Origin of the sequence: uncultured Roseibium sp., from assembly GCF_947496995.1 — a bacterium.
Taxonomy (GTDB): domain Bacteria; phylum Pseudomonadota; class Alphaproteobacteria; order Rhizobiales; family Stappiaceae; genus Roseibium.
The window spans coordinates 1,132,026-1,150,371 of record NZ_CANMFD010000001.1 but is presented as its reverse complement, the minus strand read 5'-3'; the positions used below and the strand labels follow the sequence as shown (position 1 = coordinate 1,150,371).

Annotated in this window: 16 protein-coding genes; 10 read left to right on the top strand and 6 right to left on the bottom strand. The window is 61.1% G+C overall.

Features of this window, described 5'->3' with window-relative positions:
- Positions 1 to 15 precede the first annotated feature (15 nt).
- Complete coding sequence (rsmD, locus tag Q1B40_RS05180; protein ID WP_299811000.1) at positions 16 to 579, bottom strand: 16S rRNA (guanine(966)-N(2))-methyltransferase RsmD; 564 nt, start codon at positions 577 to 579, stop codon at positions 16 to 18.
- Positions 576 to 1,955, bottom strand: coding sequence for a pseudouridine synthase (locus tag Q1B40_RS05175; RefSeq protein ID WP_367279108.1), 1,380 nt, complete (start codon positions 1,953 to 1,955; stop codon positions 576 to 578). The genes rsmD and Q1B40_RS05175 overlap by 4 nt, the downstream gene beginning before the upstream one ends.
- Before the next feature lie 339 nt (positions 1,956 to 2,294).
- Between Q1B40_RS05175 and Q1B40_RS05170 the strand changes: the two genes are divergently transcribed.
- Together Q1B40_RS05170 and Q1B40_RS05165 are read left to right on the top strand one after the other, a co-directional pair.
- On the top strand, positions 2,295 to 2,771 hold the full coding sequence (locus Q1B40_RS05170; protein ID WP_299810997.1) for a nucleoside deaminase: 477 nt from the start codon (positions 2,295 to 2,297) through the stop codon (positions 2,769 to 2,771).
- Positions 2,772 to 2,953: 182 nt separating this feature from the next.
- A complete protein-coding gene (locus tag Q1B40_RS05165; RefSeq protein ID WP_299810994.1) occupies positions 2,954 to 4,141 on the top strand; it encodes a porin in 1,188 nt (395 codons plus the stop codon).
- A gap of 118 nt (positions 4,142 to 4,259) precedes the next feature.
- On the opposite strand, the gene Q1B40_RS05160 is transcribed toward Q1B40_RS05165, so the two are convergent.
- Together Q1B40_RS05160 and mutL are read right to left on the bottom strand one after the other, a co-directional pair.
- Complete coding sequence (locus tag Q1B40_RS05160) at positions 4,260 to 5,102, bottom strand: alpha/beta hydrolase (RefSeq protein ID WP_299810992.1); 843 nt, start codon at positions 5,100 to 5,102, stop codon at positions 4,260 to 4,262.
- Between the two features lie 68 nt (positions 5,103 to 5,170).
- On the bottom strand, positions 5,171 to 7,018 hold the full coding sequence (gene mutL, locus Q1B40_RS05155; protein WP_299810989.1) for a DNA mismatch repair endonuclease MutL: 1,848 nt from the start codon (positions 7,016 to 7,018) through the stop codon (positions 5,171 to 5,173).
- A 113-nt stretch (positions 7,019 to 7,131) separates the two neighbouring features.
- Here mutL and Q1B40_RS05150 point away from each other — a divergent pair, with 113 nt between their 5' ends.
- Complete coding sequence (locus Q1B40_RS05150) at positions 7,132 to 8,007, top strand: TIGR01459 family HAD-type hydrolase (protein WP_299810986.1); 876 nt, start codon at positions 7,132 to 7,134, stop codon at positions 8,005 to 8,007.
- A gap of 62 nt (positions 8,008 to 8,069) precedes the next feature.
- On the opposite strand, the gene Q1B40_RS05145 is transcribed toward Q1B40_RS05150, so the two are convergent.
- Both Q1B40_RS05145 and Q1B40_RS05140 read right to left on the bottom strand, forming a co-directional pair.
- On the bottom strand, positions 8,070 to 8,762 hold the full coding sequence (locus tag Q1B40_RS05145; protein ID WP_299810983.1) for a protein phosphatase CheZ: 693 nt from the start codon (positions 8,760 to 8,762) through the stop codon (positions 8,070 to 8,072).
- Between the two features lie 171 nt (positions 8,763 to 8,933).
- A complete protein-coding gene (locus Q1B40_RS05140) occupies positions 8,934 to 9,317 on the bottom strand; it encodes a response regulator (RefSeq protein ID WP_029063701.1) in 384 nt (127 codons plus the stop codon).
- Between the two features lie 251 nt (positions 9,318 to 9,568).
- Between Q1B40_RS05140 and Q1B40_RS05135 the strand changes: the two genes are divergently transcribed.
- The 7 genes from Q1B40_RS05135 to Q1B40_RS05105 all read left to right on the top strand — a co-directional run bounded on the left by Q1B40_RS05135 (position 9,569) and on the right by Q1B40_RS05105 (position 18,346).
- Positions 9,569 to 10,021 carry a MaoC family dehydratase gene (locus Q1B40_RS05135; protein WP_299810980.1) on the top strand — a complete coding sequence of 151 codons (453 nt, stop codon included), beginning with the start codon at positions 9,569 to 9,571 and terminating at the stop codon, positions 10,019 to 10,021.
- 144 nt (positions 10,022 to 10,165) lie between these two features.
- Positions 10,166 to 11,164, top strand: coding sequence for a bifunctional riboflavin kinase/FAD synthetase (locus Q1B40_RS05130; protein WP_299810977.1), 999 nt, complete (start codon positions 10,166 to 10,168; stop codon positions 11,162 to 11,164).
- Positions 11,161 to 12,087 carry a DMT family transporter gene (locus Q1B40_RS05125; protein WP_299810974.1) on the top strand — a complete coding sequence of 309 codons (927 nt, stop codon included), beginning with the start codon at positions 11,161 to 11,163 and terminating at the stop codon, positions 12,085 to 12,087. The genes Q1B40_RS05130 and Q1B40_RS05125 overlap by 4 nt, the downstream gene beginning before the upstream one ends.
- Positions 12,088 to 12,383: 296 nt before the next feature.
- A complete protein-coding gene (ileS, locus tag Q1B40_RS05120) occupies positions 12,384 to 15,344 on the top strand; it encodes an isoleucine--tRNA ligase (RefSeq protein ID WP_299810971.1) in 2,961 nt (986 codons plus the stop codon).
- A complete protein-coding gene (gene lspA, locus Q1B40_RS05115) occupies positions 15,331 to 15,903 on the top strand; it encodes a signal peptidase II (RefSeq protein WP_299810967.1) in 573 nt (190 codons plus the stop codon). The genes ileS and lspA overlap by 14 nt, the downstream gene beginning before the upstream one ends.
- A gap of 73 nt (positions 15,904 to 15,976) precedes the next feature.
- A complete protein-coding gene (locus tag Q1B40_RS05110) occupies positions 15,977 to 16,687 on the top strand; it encodes a hypothetical protein (RefSeq protein WP_299810964.1) in 711 nt (236 codons plus the stop codon).
- A gap of 339 nt (positions 16,688 to 17,026) precedes the next feature.
- Entirely contained in the window at positions 17,027 to 18,346 is a 1,320-nt protein-coding gene (locus Q1B40_RS05105) for a pitrilysin family protein (protein ID WP_299812537.1), read from the top strand.

Genomic DNA, 18,346 nt, shown 5'->3' with positions numbered 1-18,346 from the left:
CAAGAACCTGTTTGATTACATTCCCGGACTGTAGCCAAGAAAAACCACCTGGCTGTCACCGGCCTGCCGCCGGTCGCGTTCGGTGAAGCCTTCGGGGATCTCGATCGCGGCGGACGCACGCTCTTCCAGAACGCATATGGCGCCCGGCTTTAGCCAACCACCGGCCGCGGCCGAGGCAAGGGCCTTTTCGCCAAGCCCCTTGTCATAGGGAGGATCGGCGAACAGCAGATCGAACGGTTCGATGTTACCGGCACTGCCGAGGCGGACGGCGTCACGGCGGAAAATCTTCGCAGCGCCGTTCAGGCCGAGGTTTTCCATATTGGCACGGATCACGCCGCGCGCCTGCGTGCCCTCCTCAATGAAGGTGCAATGACGCGCGCCGCGGCTGATCGCCTCGAAGCCAAGCGCGCCGGTGCCGGCAAAAAGATCCAGAACCCGGATGCCGTCAAGCTCGACGTCGAGACCGTGGGCGAGAATGTTGAAGATCGTTTCGCGCAGCCGGTCGCTTGTCGGGCGGGTCGCCTGCGATTTCGGCGCGGCAAGTGCCGCGCCCTTGAAACGTCCGGCGACAATTCTCACGAACGGCCCCCACCCCTCGGTCCCCTGCCGCCTTTCGGCGGGCCGCTGCGGGCACGTTTTTCAGCTTCGCTGCGGCTTTCCTGATGCTTGTCTTCCACCAGGCCATCGTCACCCCAGATCTTGCGCTGCGGTGCATTGAAGCGTTGCTCGCCGAAGTCCTTGCGGGGTTTGGCGTCCGACGTCATGCGGAAACGGCTACGCGGCGAAACCTTTTCCTTTTTCGGCCCGGACGGCTTGCGGTTGCCGGGCTTGCGATCCTTATCCCGATCAGCACCGGCAGCGTCCGACCGCTTCGACTTCGTTGCCTTGTGGCGATCGGTCACGGACTTGCCCTCGCGGGCCGTCATCCATTTGCCCTGCCCGCCCTCGCGGCGCTCGCCCGACTGCCCTTCGCCGGAGCGGCCGGATTTTTGGCGGGGTCCGGAGGCTTTCTTCTCCGCTTCCGGCTTGGGCGTATGGTAGAGCGGCGCATCGAAATCCGCACCGGCTTCTTCCGCCAGAGTGTCGCCAAGCTGGTCGCGCAGGACCCGACCCCGGATCTCGCGAACATCGCCTTCCGGAAGGTCCATCAACTGGAACGGACCGTAGGACAGGCGGATCAGACGGTTCACTGTCAGGCCGAGATGCTCCAGAACCCGTTTGACTTCGCGGTTCTTGCCTTCGCGCAGCCCCACGGTCATCCAGCTGTTGCCGCCCTGCTCCTTGTCCAGCGTCGCCTCGATGGCGCCGTAGAGAGCCCCCTCGATGGCAATGCCATCCTTCAATCCGTCCAGATCGGCCTGCGTCACCTTGCCGAAGGCGCGTACCCGGTAGCGCCGCAGCCAGCCGGTCGACGGCAGCTCCAGCACGCGCGCCAACCCGCCGTCATTGGTCAGGAGCAGCAAACCTTCCGTGTTGATGTCGAGACGGCCGACGGTCAGCACACGCGGCAGTTCCGCCGGCAGTCTGTCGAAAACCGTGGGCCGGCCTTCGGGGTCCTTGTTGGTCGTCACGAGGCCGCGCGGCTTGTGATAAAGCCAAAGGCGCGTGCGCTCCCGTGTCGGCAACAGTTTTCCGTCCACGACCACCTTGTCGTTCGGGGTCACCGTGATCGCAGGCGTCGTCAGCGCCTTGCCGTTCAGTTCGACCCTGCCGTTCTCGATCCAGGTTTCCGCCTCCCGGCGGGAACACAGACCGGCGCGCGCCATGACCTTGGCGATCCGTTCGCCGCGGTCCGCGGCATCACCGGAGACACGGGGGGCGACTACCGGCACCGCTTTCGGCACATTTTTCGGCGCATCTTTGGCTGCCGGGCGGCGTTTTTCCGATGCGCGCTTGTCGCGCCCCTGACCTTTTGCTGCGGCCGGGCGCCTGGGGGGTGTTTTTCTTGTCGTCATGCGCGCGTCATAGCAGAGCTTGGGCCTTTCGGAAATCGCTTGTTTTAAGCAATGGTCAAGATGGAGCATTTTCCGACCCGGAACCTGCCCGTTATCCGGGCCAAAATTTCGCAACCGGGGCTGACGGAGCGCATAATTCCAACTAGGGTGTAAACTCATAAATAAAGACGAAATGGCATCGGAAATGGGAAATCCCGTCAGGAAGCTTGCGCGGAGCGGACTTCATGCCCGGTCAAGCACGCTGACGACACGGGGTGAAACCATTTCATCTTCATTTATGAGTCCATACCGTAAACAAATTCATATGACCCCGATTGCCTCCATCAGAACCGAAAACTCATGACCGGCGCGCAAACCGATGAGCGCCAGAGGTCCTTCATGGACCTGGCCCTGGGCGAGGCGGAAAAGGCTGCCGCCAGGGGTGAAGTGCCTGTCGGAGCTGTTGTCGTTCAGGGGGACAGAGTCCTTGCCCGGGACGGCAACCGGACGCTTGAGCTCAACGATCCGACCGCCCATGCGGAAATCCTGGTCCTGCGCGCAGCCTGCGCCGAGCTTGGATCCCAGCGCCTGCCGGATTGCGATCTCTACGTGACGCTTGAACCATGCCCGATGTGTGCAGGGGCGATTTCCTTCGCGCGCATCCGGCGTCTTTATTACGGCGCCGGCGATGAAAAAGGCGGGGCCGTCGATCACGGCACCAGATTCTTCAGTCAGCCGACCTGCCATCACGCCCCGGACGTTTATGCGGGGATCGGCGAAACCCGCTCCGGTGTTTTGTTGAAAACATTCTTTCAGGCAAAGCGACAACCCCGATAGGCCTTCACCCGGACTTGCACACGTGCATGACGCAGCGTTAAGTTTCCTCGTGACACATAAGCAACACAGTGAATCAAACGTCCTGCCCGACGACATTTGTGACCGGTGCGCTATCCAAATCGCCCTATACGGACCCATGTTTCCAGGTGAGGATCAAGTCCGCATTCTTTTCGGAGTATCAAATGACTCGTATTGCTGTTCTTGGCGCACTCGCCGGTTTCGTGGCGGCGGCCAACCCGGCTCAGGCTGCTGATCTGCCAGTAGCTCCGGAGCCTGTCGATTATGTCCGCATCTGCGATGCCTATGGCGCCCGCTTCTACTACATCCCCGGCACCGAAACCTGCCTGCGCGTCGGCGGCCGCGTTCGCTTCGACACACGTTTCAGAAACTTCGGCGAAGCTGAAAACTCCTGGGGTGACCGCGATTCCGACGCCATTCAGCTGCGTTCGCGCGGTTACCTCTACCTCGATTCCCGCACCGCGACCGAATACGGCACGCTGCGCACCTTTATCGAGATGTATGGCACGGCCACCAACGACGACAACTCGTCCTTCACGGTGGACAAGGCCTATATCCAGTGGGGCGGTCTGCTGGCCGGCCGGAATGGCTCGAACTTCGACTTCTTCACCGGCTATGCGTTTAACGCACAGATCGAGAGCTACAGCGACCAGAAGGTCAATCAGGCTGCCTATACGTTCGCTTTCGGTCACGGTTTCAATGCAACAGTCGCAATCGAGGACCGCTCGTCGCGCGAGACCAGCATCGGCCTGAACGGCGGCACGGAAGACTACGGCGGCACACGCATGCCGGACTTCGTTGCCGCGGTCGGCCTCACGCAGGGTTGGGGCGCAGCCCAGGTCATGGGCGCACTGCATCAGGTCTATCCGGATGGAACCTATAACGGCGTCACTGGCGGCGGCGGTGATGAACTCGGCTGGGCCGTCGGCGGCGGCGTGGAATTCAAGTTCAGCGGCCTGGCCAATGGCGGCAGCATTGCCGTTCAGGGTGTTTATACGGACGGTGCCGGCGGCTATGGCTCAACCGGATGGAACAGCCGGATCACCGATGCCGTCTTCACAGGAACGGGGACCGACACCACCAAGACCTGGAATGTCTTCGGCGGCGTCAACCTGGGCCTGACCGACACCATCGAAGCCAATCTCGAAGGTGGCTACCACAGTGTGGAAGGCGGCACCAACGCCTATGATTTCACTCAGTGGGATGCGACAGCCAACGTGGTCTGGGAACCGGTTTCCGGCTTCGTCATGGGTCCGGAACTGCAGTACCGCGACCTGGACTTCAGCCAGTCGTCCGGCCTCGACGATACCTACGAACTCTACGGGACCTTCCGCGTCCAGCGGACGTTCTGAGCTTTCGCGATTTCTCAATACAAGAGCCCCGGGCCCAGCGGTCCGGGGTTCTTAATGACTGGTGTGGCACCGCAGCAGCGGCGTCAGTATGCCCGGCCCTCTCAACAACAAGTGGCCATCACTGCATCTGCCGCCAGGTTTCCAGAACGGCGGGCCACAGACCGTTGCCCCACAGGTTTCCATGACCGGCCCCTTCAACGATGAAGAGGCGTTTCGGATCAGTGGCCCGTTCGAACAATCGTTTGCCGTGCTCGACGGAAATGAGCCCATCATTCGTGCCATGAACGATCAACAGCGGCGCGGCAACGTTTTCTATGCGCTCGCGTGTCGGCATGGGGTCCTTCATCAAAAGGCTCACCGGCAGCCAGGAATAGTTCTCATACGCCAGATCGACGAGCGCCGTGTAAGGCGCCTCCAGCACCAGAAGTCTGGCCTTCGGGCGCTGTTCGGCGACCGCTGTCGCGACACCGGTTCCCAGGCTTTCACCGTGAAGCACGATTGGCGCACCCGAGGCCGACAGCCGGTCGAAGTGCTCCAGCCCATCTGATACGAACGCTGCTTCCGATGGACTTCCCTCACTGCCCGCATAGCCCCGGTAGCTGGGCGCATAGAGCCCGAAGCCGCTGTCGAGGATCTGTCTGAAACGCTCCCACCTGGTTGAAACATTGCCGGAATTTCCGTGAAAATAGAGCACTGTCGGTGCGCCTTCGCGTGCCGGTTCCGCGCTCCAGACGGCCACTTTCGTCCCGTCTGCCATTGCGACCGTTTCAACGGCAACGGTTTCCAGCCCTTTTTCCGCAGGTGCGGAAAGATCACCGGAAGGTACGAAAACAAAGCTGCGCTGATTGAGATACATGTATCCGGCGGCCATCACGTAGGCGATGGCGAGGATGACCGCCAATCTGGCAAGGGCCTTCCACACACGCCTGCTTCGTTTTTCAGACGATGCGTCTGCCAACATCCCGGTCTCCTGATAATGATCGTCCGGCAATCCTACGGCGCAAAATCCGCAGCCGATCACGCCGAACTTTACTTTCGTCCGAACAGCTTCTCGATGTCCGTCAGTTTCAGTTCCACCCATGTGGGTCGTCCGTGGTTGCACTGGCCGGAAAGCGGGGTCGCCTCCATATCCCGCAGCAGGGCATCCATTTCCTCCGGGCGCATGCGGCGGCCGGCGCGCACCGATCCGTGGCAGGCCATGGTGGCGGCAACATGATCCAGCTTTTCCTTCAGGCCATCGGCCGTATCCCACTCGGCAAGCTCGTCAGCCAGATTGCGAACCATCCCCTGGATATCCATGTCGCCCAGGATCGCGGGTGTCTCCCTGACGGCGATCGCGCCCGGACCGAAAGCTTCCAGACTAAGCCCGACCTTCTCCAGATCCTCGGCCCGCTCCGCCAGCCGGGCGGCGTCTTCTTCCGGCAACTCCACGATTTCAGGAATAAGGAGGATCTGCCGGGCGACCTCCTTCTTCGCCAGCGCTTCCTTCAGGCGCTCGTAGACGAGCCGTTCGTGCGCCGCATGCTGGTCGACGATGACAACCCCGTCACCGGTCTGGGCGATGATATATGTTTCATGCACCTGGGCACGCGCCGCACCTAGCGGTAGCCGGGTTTTTTCGCTTTCGACCGGAACCTCATGCGCGCGGGCATCCGCCGATGGTGCGCCAAAGGCGTCGAACCCGCCGGGGCCCGCGAAGCGTTCCTGAGGCTGTTCGGCAAATCCTGACACAGAGGCGACCGCGGCGTCGACCGGACGGAAAACCTCCGGGTCCCAACGCGGGGTAGCGGCGGGTCGCCCGTATGCGGCGCCCGGCCCGCTTCCCGGCGCATGTGTCCGCAGAGCATCGAGTGCAACGGCGGCATTCGACGTGGACGAACGGTGCCCGGCCTGAACAAGACTGTGCTTGATGGATCCCACCAGCAGTCCGCGCACAAGCTGGGAATCCCGGAAGCGGACATCCGCCTTGGCAGGGTGCACGTTCACATCCACCTGCACCGGATCGAGGTCCAGGAACAGCACGACCACCGGATGCCGGTCGCGCGCCAGAACATCGGCATAGGCGCCCCGCAGACCGGACAAAAGCAGCTTGTCCTTCACGGGGCGGCCGTTGACATAGAAGAACTGATGCTGGGCATTGCCGCGATGGTGGGTCGGCAGGCCGGCGAAGCCGGTCAGGCGAATCCCTTCGCGCTCTGCGTCGATATCCATGGCGTTGTCGACGAAATCCTGCCCGAGGATCTGCGCGATCCGCGCCAGATGCGGCTCGCCGCCGCGGGCCGCCGGCCAGTTGAGCGTCTGGCGGTCGGCACCGGACAGCGCAAATCCTATCTGCGGATAAGCAAGGGCGATGCGCTTGACGATTTCGGTGATCGCGGAGGCTTCGGCCCGGTCAGATTTCAGGAATTTCAATCTCGCGGGCGTTGCAAAGAATAGGTCCCGGACCTCAACCTGCGTGCCCCTGGTGCGCGCGGCAGGGGTGACCGGCTGTTGCCTGCCGCCTTCTACGGCAATCGCCCAGGCGTGGTCTTCCTCCCGGTGACGGGTCTGGATGGCCAGACGCGCCACCGACCCGATGGAGGGCAGCGCTTCGCCGCGAAAGCCGAGCGTGCGGATGTCGAAAAGGTCGTCGTCGGAGATTTTCGAAGTGCAATGGCGCCGGATCGCCAGATTCAGGTCGTCCCGACGCATGCCTTCGCCATCGTCCGACACCCGCATCAGGGTCTTGCCCCCGGCAGCGGTGACGATTTCGATGTTCGACGCCCCGGCATCCACGGCGTTTTCAACCAGTTCCTTGATCACGCTGGCGGGACGCTCGATCACCTCGCCGGCGGCAATCTGGTTGATCACCTGTTCGCCAAGTTGCCTGACCTGCATGAAACTCTCTCTACTCGGTTTCGCACTGCGGCATGTTCCTATATGGTCCGCGCCGAGTTTGCTTCGATTCTTTGCAAAGCTTATCAGACCTTTCGTGATCCGGGTGACCCTCCATGACCGCTTCTGCACCACTACTGACTGACGGGCTTCGCGCCCTCGCGCCCTCTTACAAGGGCATCTTATGTGATGTCTGGGGCGTTCTGCACAATGGTGTGACGGCCTTCGAGGAGGCACACAAGGCCCTTCAGACCTACCGCGAGGAAACCGGCGGCAAGGTCGTGCTGATCACCAACGCGCCGCGGCCGGCCAAGCAGGTGGGCGAGATGCTCGCTTCCATGGGTGTCCCGGAGCAGACCTATGACAGCATCATCTCCTCCGGGGACGTTACCAGGGATGTTCTGATTGCACAGGGCCGCAAGACCCTGTTGCATATCGGTCCGGACCGGGACCAGCCGCTATACCGGGACCTTGAGGCGACCTTCACTTCCAACGACGAAGAAGCCGAGGCGATCAGCTGCACGGGTCTGGCCGACGACGAGACCGAAACGCCCGACGACTACCGCGATCGCCTGCAGAAACTGGCCGACCGCAAACTGCCCATGATCTGCGCCAATCCGGACATCGTCGTGGAACGCGGCGACCGGCTGGTCTGGTGCGCGGGCGCCCTGGCGCGTCTTTACGAGGATCTGGGCGGCGAGGTCACCATTCTGGGCAAGCCGCATGCACCGATCTACCAGGCAGCCATGAAGCGTTTCGAGACGCTCGGGGTGGAAAATATCCGCAAGGAGGACGTGCTGGCGATCGGCGACGGCCTGCCGACGGATATCCGCGGCGCTGTGTCCCAGGATATCGATGTCCTGTTCATCACAGCCGGCATCCACGCGTCAGACTTCGGCCCGAGCGACTTTCCGGAGGAGCATCTGATCCGCAGCCGCCTGACCGAGGAAGGACTGCGCGCCCGCGCCGTCCTGCCGCGTCTGCAGTGGTGACCAGACATGAAAAAGGCTGCCTCGGCAGCCTTTGAAACTTGAGAATTTTATCGGACCGGGGTTCAGTCGAAAAGCTTGTCGATATCGGACTGCGCGTCTCCGAGCAGGGCGTCGATATCGTCCTGGGAAACTCCTTCGCCGACATGCTGCGGTCCGTGCAGGATCAGCTCACGCTTGCGGCGTTCCTCGTCGCTCTCCTCGATGGCAGCTTCCAGGTCTTCCGGGATGCGCAGATGCGAGATGAATGACGACACCCGTTCATCGATGAAGCGAAGTGTCTCGATAACCTTCGAGATCCGCTGACCGGTGATGTCCTGGAACGTGCAGGCCTCGAAAATGCTGATCATCTTGTTGCTGACCAGTTCCTGGTAGGCCTCGGGATCACTGGTGTCGGCGCCCATGATTTCTTCGGCCGTTTCCATGATCGTGTTGGTGGCGGTTTCCGTCGCCTCGACAATGGCATCCAACTCGCGGCCCGCATCGGGGATCTTGTTGGTTTTCATGTCGTTTGCACGCAATTGGGAGATTTCCTCCTTCATGCATGTGATCTGTCTGGCGATCGCCGTCAGCTCTTCTGTTACAGCAGGCTGCACAGTCGAAAGAAAGTCGAACATCGACCCCGACATCACCTCGGCAAGATGCATGACGTCGGTCAGGGAAACTTCACCTTCTCGATTCTTGTTTTCTTGCAAGAAATCGATAATGCGTGCGACGTTTTCCTGTTTCATGTTGGCCATGAGGTCCAGCCTTTCCATTTTGAATGTATCCTCCCGACACGCGGAACTGTAGGCCAGCCTCGCTATTACCTTTCGGAAACACCAAAACTCACCCGATCCGCCTGCCCGGCGGAACCGCGCTGATCTGGAACATCCGTCCTGCATTGGCGGAGATGCGGCCAGGGGCCTTTCTCCGCCGAGCGCAAGAATTTATTCAGAGAAGACGGCCTCGATCTTGCCCTTCAAAGTCTGCGCATTGAATGGCTTCACGATATAGTTGTTAACGCCTGCCTTCTTGGCGGCGATGACGTTTTCCGTTTTGGATTCGGCTGTCACCATGATGAATGGTGTTTTGCTGAGACCGCTGTCGGAACGAACCTGCTTGAGCAGTTCGTAACCGGTCATCGGTTCCATGTTCCAGTCCGAAATCACCAGGCCGTAACGGCGCTGTTTCATTTTTTCCAAAGCTTCGGTGCCGTCCGCAGCGTCGTCGATGTCCTCGAAACCAAGTTGCTTCAAAAGGTTCCGAATAATGCGAATCATCGTTTTGTAGTCATCGACCACGAGGACCGGCATCTGAAGATCAAGGGCCATTGTCTACTCCATAATGTCAATTTGCGCGGACCCTGGCCGTGGCCGGTGTAAACGCGTTATGACTTTTGAAGGAGAGAGACACATTCATTTGTGTCCTCACCTCCCCACACTCAACGCAATGTAACGGCAGCACCTGAAAAGACCGTTAATAACAAGCACTTTTTTCTTCACCCAAAGCACAATTGCCAGAAAACCTTGCGGTGCCTAGCGTTCGCATTGCTTGAAAATGACTGATCAGGGCGGAAATCGCGATGCTGGAACTACAAAAACTCTGTTTCGAAGACCTGAAAACCGGGATGAGCGAAGAACTGGTTAAACATGTCAGTTCTTCTGATGTCGTGGGCTTCGCGGAAGTATCGGGGGACCGCAACCCGATTCACCTTTCGGAACATTTTGCAGCCAGAACACCCTTCAAGACTCGCATCGCGCACGGGCTTTATACCGCCAGCCTGATCTCGGCCGTGCTCGGCACACGCCTTCCCGGACCGGGTGCGATCTACCTGTCCCAGACGCTGAACTTCAAAGCCCCGGTAAAAATCGGCGACGACGTCAAGGTCGTCGTCACGGTGGAGGAACTGACGGAGCGGGGGAACCGGGCCAGGCTTTCGTGCATATGCAGCGTCGGCGACACGGTGGTGCTCGAGGGAGAAGCGCTCGTGAAAGTTCCAAGCCGCGATGCGGAACCGAACCAACCCGGTTCCTGAAGCCGGGACGGCACGGCCGACCTTGACCTTTGCTTTTCTTGACGGCAGGTTCCACGCCAGCGCGAGCGTGTCACTCACTCAAACGCGTTTGCCCTGCTGATCCCGCCCGGCTTGCGCCCGGCATGTTGCGCGAAGGTTTGCTGCATGAGCCAGTATGATTCCTCCAAATTTCTGGTTGTCGACAATCTGGACAGCTTTCCGGAGGAACTGAAAGGCGGCATCGTCGCGATCGGCAATTTCGATGGCGTGCACAGGGGCCACCGGGCTGTGCTCGACGCAGCCCTCGGCCTTGGACACGGGACGCACCATCCGGTCTATGCCATGAGTTTCGAGCCGCATCCGCGGACAGTCTTCAATCCGTCGAAGCCGGTTTTCCGCCTGACACCGCGCGATCTCAAGATAGAGATGCTGCGCGTGTGCGGTCTGGAAGGCGTCCTGATCCTGCCCTTCACGAAGGAGTTTGCCGGGATCGAGGCGAATGCCTTTGTTCAGGACATCCTGATCGATACGCTCGGCATCTCGCATGCGGTCACGGGCTATGATTTTCATTTCGGCCGCGCGCGGCAGGGCACACCCGATTTCCTGCGTACAGCCGGCGCGACTCATGGGTTCGGCGTCACCATCGTCCAGCGTGAAGAAGACGAAGGAGCGGAAATCATTTCATCCACCCGCATCCGCGACAGTCTCGCACATGGCGACGTGGCGCAGGCAAACGGTCTTCTGGGGTATCGCTGGTTTTTCGAGGCGCAGGTTCGGCAGGGCGACAAACGCGGCCGGGACCTCGGCTATCCGACGGCCAATCTCGTGCTTGCGGAAGACTGCCCGCTCAAGCACGGCATTTACGCGGTCAAGGTCGAGGCCGGCGGGCGCTGGCATGACGGTGTCGCCAGCTTCGGCCGCCGGCCGACCTTCGACAATGGCGCGGCGGTGTTCGAAGTGCACCTGTTCGATTTTTCCGGCGATCTGTATGGTCAGACGCTCCGGGTTCATCTGGTGTCCTACCTGCGCGGCGAGGAGAAGTTCGACAGTGCCGAAGCGCTGATCGTCCAGATGGATCAGGACAGCGCTGAAGCCCGTGCGGCCCTCGGTTCGCTTCGGCCCCTATCCGAAATCGATACCAGACTGCTGGACGTTTCTGCGTGACGCGGCCCGCCTCCTCCGTGCACATGGACCAGAACCCGCTTCTGGCCATCGCACTTATGAGTTCGGCGATGCTGATCGTTCCGGTGATGGACATCATCGCCAAGTACCTGTCGGCGGACCTGCCTCCGCTTGAAGTGACCTTCGGCCGGTTTTTCTTCCAGTTTCTGATCTGTCTGGTCCTGGCTGCCGTGACCGGGCGGGTCACGGGACTTCGCGGACATCATCCGCTCATCAACTATCTGCGCGGCATTTTTCTGGCCGCGGCATCCCTGTGTTTTTTCACCGCCGTGAAATTCATGTCCGTTGCCACCGCGATCTCGATCTTCTTCGTCGAACCGATGGTGCTGACCATTCTTGCGGCCCTGATCCTGAAAGAACAGGTCGGCATCCGGCGGATCGCCGCCATCCTGGTCGGCCTCGCCGGGGCCATCATCATCCTGCGGCCCAATCTCGCCGAAATCGGGCTCGTCAGCCTGCTGCCGGTCGCGACGGCGTTTCTGTTTTCCTTCTATCTGCTGTTGAACCGGCTCTATCCGGTCACCGACGGTCTTCTGACAATTCAGTTCAGCGCCGGCCTGTCCGGCTCGCTGCTGCTGGGTGCCGCGCTGCTGGCCGCGAACGTCGCCGGATTTGAGGACATGACATTCGTGATGCCCTCCGGCGGCCAGACGGGTTTTCTTGCCCTGATCGGGCTGATCTCCTTCGCGGCTCACGGGCTGGTCGTTGCCGCATTCCAGCGCGGCAGCGCCAGCCTGCTGGCGCCGCTGCAATATATAGAGATCGTCAGCGCAACCCTGTTCGGCTATCTGGTGTTTTCGGATTTTCCGGACGGGCCGACGTGGCTGGGCATCGCCCTCATCGTCGGCAGCGGGCTGTACATCACCTACAGGGAGCGGAAAGTGAAATCCGCCGCAGCGGGCTGAAGGCGATCCGGAGCCGTCCCGATCCGGCAGACAAAGCCGTTTTGCGCTCCGCTAACATCTTTATTCGCGGACGAAGTGCTGCTATGTCCCATGCCATGCAGAAAAAAGCTCTCATAGTCACCGTACCAAGGGTGACCGCGGTCTCGCGAATTACCTGCCCGGCCTTCGGCTGACGCGGCCTGCGCGGCGCCAGGGACCGGGACCCTCCAGTTTCACGATGCCGCCTGTGTTCAGGCCGGCACTTATCCGCAGACAGTTCACGGGCACTGCGCCCGGACGACCGGATCGAATTGACGATGACCGAAACAGACAAACGCGACTATTCACAAACGCTCAACCTGCCGCAGACCGAGTTTCCCATGCGGGCGGGCCTTCCCAAGAAGGAGCCGGAAATCCTGGCCCGCTGGGAAAAGCAGGAAATCTACAAAAAGCTGCGCGAACAGGGCAAGGGCCGCGACAAGTTCATCCTGCATGACGGCCCCCCCTACGCCAACGGCAATATCCATATCGGCCACGCCCTCAACAAGACGCTGAAGGACATCGTGACGCGGTCCATGCAGATGATGGGCTACGAGAGCAACTATGTTCCGGGCTGGGACTGCCATGGCCTGCCGATCGAATGGAAGATCGAGGAACAATATCGCGCCAAGGGCAAGAACAAGGACGAGGTGCCGATCAACGAGTTCCGCAAGGAATGCCGTGAATTCGCCGAGCATTGGGTCGATGTCCAGCGCAAGGAGTTCAAGCGGCTCGGCATCGAGGGCGACTGGGACAATCCCTACCTGACCATGCGCTTCGAGAGCGAGGCCGTCATCGCGCGCGAACTGATGAAGTTCGCCATGTCCGGCCAGCTTTATCGCGGCTCCAAGCCGGTCATGTGGTCGGTCGTCGAAAAGACCGCCCTCGCGGAAGCGGAGATCGAGTACCAGGACTACAAGTCCGACATGATCTGGGTGAAGTTCCCTGTGGTGACAGCAGGCGGCAGCGACGACGCGGCCGTTGAAGAACTTCTGGAAGCCGCCGTGGTCATCTGGACGACCACGCCCTGGACCATCCCCGGCAACCGGGCCATCAGCTATTCCTCGCGCATCGCCTACAGCCTCTACGAGGTGACGCAGGAAGGCCTGCCGGACGACAACTGGGTCCAGCAGGGCGACAAGCTGATCCTGGCCGACGCGCTTGCCGACGATGTCTTCAAGAACGCGCGGATCACCGACTTCAACCGCTTGCGCGGCGTCTCCGCGGATGAGCTGGCGGCGCTGACCTGCGCCCATCCTTTCGCAGCTCTGGATCTTGGCGGCTACGAGTTCGACATTCCGCTGCTGAACGGCGATCACGTCACGGACGACGCCGGTACGGGCTTCGTGCACACGGCGCCGGGCCACGGCACGGATGACTTTGAAATCTGGATGGACAACCGCGCCGAACTGGAAGCGCGCGGCATCAACACGGCAATCCCGTTCACGGTTGCCGACGACGGGTTCTATACGAAGGACGCGCCGGGTTTCGAGGGCTTTGAAGTCATCACCCACAAGGGTGAGAAGGGCAAGGCCAACAAGGCAGTGATCGAGAAGCTGAAGGAAAGCGGCAACCTGATCGGCCTCGGCCGCCTCAGCCATTCCTATCCGCATTCATGGCGCTCGAAAAAACCGGTGATCTTCCGCAACACGCCGCAATGGTTCGTCCATATGGACAAGGCGCTGAGCAGTGAAGGCGACACGCTGCGGACCCGCGCATTGACGGCCATCGACGAGACGCGCTTCGTTCCGGGCAGCGGCCAGAAACGCCTGCGCTCGATGATCGAGAACCGTCCGGACTGGGTGCTGTCGCGCCAGCGCGCCTGGGGCGTGCCGATCACCGTCTTCATCCACAAGGAAAACGGCGAGATCCTGAAGGACGAAGCCGTGAACGCCCGTGTTCACGATGCGATCGCAAGCGAAGGCGCGGATGCCTGGTTCGCAGACGGTGCGAAGGAGCGTTTCCTCGGTAACGACTATTCTGCCGCAGACTGGGACATGGTCACCGACATCCTGGATGTGTGGTTCGATTCCGGCTCGACCCATGCCTTTGTGCTGGAACAGCGCGAAGACCTTGCCCCCAGGCGCAAGCCCGAGGGCGGCAAAGACTACGTGCTCTACCTGGAAGGCTCCGACCAGCACCGCGGCTGGTTCCACTCGTCGCTGCTGGAGAGCTGCGGCACCAGAGGCCATGCGCCTTATGATGCGGTGCTGACCCACGGCTTCACCATGGCCGAAGACGGACGCAAGATGTCCAAGTCGCTCGGCAACCAGGTGTTTCCGCAGGACATCATCAAGCAATATGGCGCCGATATCCTGCGCCTTTGGGTGGCCTCGACCGATTACTGGGAAGACCAGCGCCTCGGTCAGGAGATCATCAAGACCAATGTCGACAGCTATCGCAAGCTGCGCAACACGCTCCGCTGGATGCTCGGCTCGCTTGCCCACGCGTCCGGCGAAGAAGTTGCCTACGCCGACATGCCCGAACTGGAACGGCTGATGCTGCACCGGCTGGTGGAGCTCGATGCGATGGTCCGCGAAGCCTATCGGGAATTCGACTACAAGAAGATCTTCCATCAGCTCTTCAGCTTCATGACGCTTGAACTGTCGGCGTTCTATTTCGATATCCGCAAGGACGCGCTTTACTGTGACCCGGCGTCTTCCGTGCGCAGGAAGGCATCGCTCTTCGTCATCGGCAAGATTTTCGACAGCCTGGTCACCTGGCTCGCGCCGATGCTGCCGTTCACCATGGATGAGACCTGGACCTCCCGGTACGGGGAAGAAAGCTGCGTCCATCTGGAACAGTTCCCGGTCGTGCCGGGAGAGTGGAGAGACGATGCGCTTGCGGCCAAATGGGCAAAGATCAAGACCGTGCGCCGGGTGATCACCGGAGCGCTGGAAATCGAACGCCGGGAAAAACGCATCGGCTCGTCGCTGGAAGCCCACCCGGTCGTGCATGTCACCGATCCGGAGCTGATGGCCGCTCTGGAAGGCAGGGACATGGCGGATATCGCCATCACCAGCCAGTTGACGCTTTCCGCCGAGCCTGCTCCCGAAGACGCGTTCACATTGGACGACACAAAGGACGTTGCCGTCGTTCCGGCTCTGGCAGAGGGGCGTAAATGCGCCCGGTCCTGGAAGATCCTGCCGGAAGTCGGGTCGGATCCGGACTATCCGGACGTGACCCTGCGCGATGCGGAAGCGCTGCGGGAGTGGGACGCGGCGCATGCCGCTGCATGAGGCGGCAAACCAGCGGACAACCATGAACGTTTCTCACGAGACATCTGAAAAACAGCCGAAGCGGCCCCTTCTCTGGGGCCGTTTCAGTCGGCTCGTCCTGCTGGTCGCGCTGACCGGGCTCGTTCTGGATCAGGCAACGAAGCTCTGGCTTGTCTACGGGTTTGGCCTCGCCGAATCCGGGCCGGTACGGCTTCTGCCTGTCCTCGACATCGTACTGGTCTGGAACAGGGGCATCTCCTACGGCCTGTTTCAGCAGCACAGCGATCTGGGTCGCTGGCTGCTCGCCGGGCTGACCATAATTGTCACGGTGGGGCTGTGGATCTGGTCCACCCGCTGCCAGACCAGACTGGTGGCCCTCGCCCTGGCGCTGATCATAGGCGGCGCCCTCGGCAACGGCATTGACCGAATGGCTTTCGGCGCGGTCGTCGACTTCGTGCATCTCCACGTCGGCAGCTTTTCCTGGTACGTGTTCAACCTCGCCGATGTGTGGATCGTTGCGGGTGTCGCCGGTCTCCTGTATGACAGTTTCCGGAACGGTCCTAATTCAGCCGCAAAATAGCGGTTTATGGCAGGATTAATGGATTGCGGGCAGAACGCTGCCGGTATGTGAGCGAGAAATCGGGGAGTCTGCCGTGCTGCGGACGAGTTTTGCTTTGGTGAAGAAATCTGCGGTGCTGGCGATACTCGCCGGACTGGCCGCCTGTCAGGCCGCGGACGGAACAAGCCAGGCACCGGATATTGCCCTCGTCAATTCGGTGATGAAGGGTCTCGGCGCCGTCGATCCGAATGAAAAGCCGATCGACTACAAGCCGCGCGCGCCGTTGGCGATGCCTTCCGAGACAGCCACACTTCCGGAACCGGAGACGAATGTCGCCGGCGTCAATTCCGCCAACTGGCCGAAGCAGCGTGAAAACGCACAGCTTACCGAGATCCAGGAAGTCTTTGCCAGTTCGGGCAAGTCGGGCAGTATGAACAGCGATCCCCTGACGCCTGCGCAGATGCGCGGTTTCAAGATCACCGGCGTGACCGGCCAGCCGCGCGATGTGGAAGCCGACCGCCGTGACGGCGATATCACGGAAGGCAGCAAGCTGACCCGCGCCGAACAGCGTGCGGAGTGGGAGCGCCTGCAGAAGCTGAAAGCGCAACAGGCCGGGGTTGACCAGAACGGCCTTGCTTCACGCAAATTCCTGACCGAACCGCCGACAGGCTACAGCACTCCTTCGCCGGACGCTCCGATGCCCGAAGTGGTGAAAAAGAGCAAGCGTGCGGGCAATCGCGATATCTACGATTCCACACCGCTTGACCCGAGGTGCCTGGAAGGCGAGACCGAATACTGCAACTGACGCTTCGGCCCTGCATGACGAAATTGTAATGAGACCTTCGGGCGCCGCTTCCTATATGGAAGAGAGAGCCCGGAGGTTTTTTTGCATTTGGCCCTTTGGACAAGCGTCCCTGTGCAGACAGGAAATTCGGACCCACCGACTTCGCGGACGAGAAAATACTCAGATAAAGACCCAAAACGGGAGTTGCACGTGAACCTGCCCATCAAGAAGAACCGCCCGTCCCTGCGCTATCGGCTGAAACAATCTGCCGGTCTGCTGTTGCTGCCGGTGCTGGTGTTCGGGACCGCGTCCTTGCTGCCCGCGGATACGGTGCGCGCCGAGATCGTTTCGGCCGGCGAGATGGTGATTGCCCCCAATCTGGAGAGCTTCACCCTGGACAACGGGCTTCAGGTCGTTGTCATTCCGGACCGCCGGGCACCGGTGGTGACGCACATGATCTGGTACAAGGTCGGTTCTGCCGATGAGCCGGAAGGCCAGTCCGGCGTCGCACATTTCCTGGAACATCTGATGTTCAAGGGAACGACGAAACATCCGAACGGTGAATTTTCAAAGATCGTCTCCGAGCGGGGCGGCCAGGAAAACGCCTTCACCAGCACCGATTACACGGCTTATTTCCAGCGAGTCGCGAAACAGCACCTGCCACTGATGATGGAACTGGAAGCCGACCGGATGGAGAACCTCGTGCTGAGCGACGCGGTCGTGTCTCCGGAGCGCGATGTGGTTCTCGAGGAGCGGCGCATGCGGGTCGACAGCGATCCCGGCTCGCGGCTGCGTGAGGCGCTGAACGCCATCACCTTCGTCAATCACCCCTACGGTTCCCCGGTCATCGGCTGGCAGAGCGAGATCGAAGCGCTGAACAAGGAGTCCGCGATCGCGTTCTATGACCGCTTCTACACGCCCAACAATGCGGTGCTGGTCATAGCCGGCGATGTCGATATCGACGAGGTGCGCAAGCTGGCCGAGGACACCTACGGCAAGGTTGCCAGGCGGGCGGAACCCGGGGCGCGTGTACGCCCCGCCGAACCGCCTCTTTCCGGCGAGCGGCGCATCACGGTCTCCGATGCACGGGTGCGGCAGGAATCCATTTCGGAAGCCTGGGTTGTTCCGAGCCGCAACACGGGCGCCGGCCATCTGCCGGAAGCGCTCGATGTGCTCGCCTATATTCTGGGAGAAGGGCCTTCGAGCCGTTTGCACAAGTCCCTCGTGCTTGAACAGCAAGCGGCCATCAATGCCGGAGCCTACTACCAGAGCAGCGCACTGGATGACGGCCGGTTCGGCGTTTACGCCACTCCGCGCCCAGGTCACACACTGGAGGAACTGGAAGAGCTCATTGCCGCCGAAATTCAGCAGCTTCTGGAAACAGGTGTGAGCGAAGCAGAGGTTGAACGCGCCAAGAACAGCATGATCGCGAGCGCGATCTACGCACAGGACAGCCAGTCGGGGCTCGCCCGTCTCTTCGGCGGGGCGCTGGCGACGGGCCAGACAATCGAGGACGTTCAGAGCTGGCCGTCGCAGGTCACGGCCGTGACGCCGCAGGATGTGCTCGATGCCGCCCGCGCCCACCTGACGGCGCTGCCGGTTGTCGGAGAACTGCGCATGGCGCCGGAAGAACCGGCAGCCGCCCTGACCGAAACCACTCCCCTCAAAGGCAAGTCCTGA

Excerpts from the sequence above, each read along its gene's own strand:
- Q1B40_RS05175 (WP_367279108.1), bottom strand. The coding sequence starts at position 1,955 with ATGACGACAAGAAAAACACCCCCCAGGCGCCCGGCCGCAGCAAAAGGT.
- Q1B40_RS05170 (WP_299810997.1), top strand. The coding sequence starts at position 2,295 with ATGACCGGCGCGCAAACCGATGAGCGCCAGAGGTCCTTCATGGACCTG.
- Q1B40_RS05165 (WP_299810994.1), top strand. The coding sequence starts at position 2,954 with ATGACTCGTATTGCTGTTCTTGGCGCACTCGCCGGTTTCGTGGCGGCG.
- Q1B40_RS05160 (WP_299810992.1), bottom strand. The coding sequence starts at position 5,102 with ATGTTGGCAGACGCATCGTCTGAAAAACGAAGCAGGCGTGTGTGGAAG.
- mutL (WP_299810989.1), bottom strand. The coding sequence starts at position 7,018 with ATGCAGGTCAGGCAACTTGGCGAACAGGTGATCAACCAGATTGCCGCC.
- Q1B40_RS05150 (WP_299810986.1), top strand. The coding sequence starts at position 7,132 with ATGACCGCTTCTGCACCACTACTGACTGACGGGCTTCGCGCCCTCGCG.
- Q1B40_RS05145 (WP_299810983.1), bottom strand. The coding sequence starts at position 8,762 with ATGGAAAGGCTGGACCTCATGGCCAACATGAAACAGGAAAACGTCGCA.
- Q1B40_RS05140 (WP_029063701.1), bottom strand. The coding sequence starts at position 9,317 with ATGGCCCTTGATCTTCAGATGCCGGTCCTCGTGGTCGATGACTACAAA.
- Q1B40_RS05135 (WP_299810980.1), top strand. The coding sequence starts at position 9,569 with ATGCTGGAACTACAAAAACTCTGTTTCGAAGACCTGAAAACCGGGATG.
- Q1B40_RS05130 (WP_299810977.1), top strand. The coding sequence starts at position 10,166 with ATGAGCCAGTATGATTCCTCCAAATTTCTGGTTGTCGACAATCTGGAC.
- ileS (WP_299810971.1), top strand. The coding sequence starts at position 12,384 with ATGACCGAAACAGACAAACGCGACTATTCACAAACGCTCAACCTGCCG.
- lspA (WP_299810967.1), top strand. The coding sequence starts at position 15,331 with ATGCCGCTGCATGAGGCGGCAAACCAGCGGACAACCATGAACGTTTCT.
- Q1B40_RS05105 (WP_299812537.1), top strand. The coding sequence starts at position 17,027 with ATGGTGATTGCCCCCAATCTGGAGAGCTTCACCCTGGACAACGGGCTT.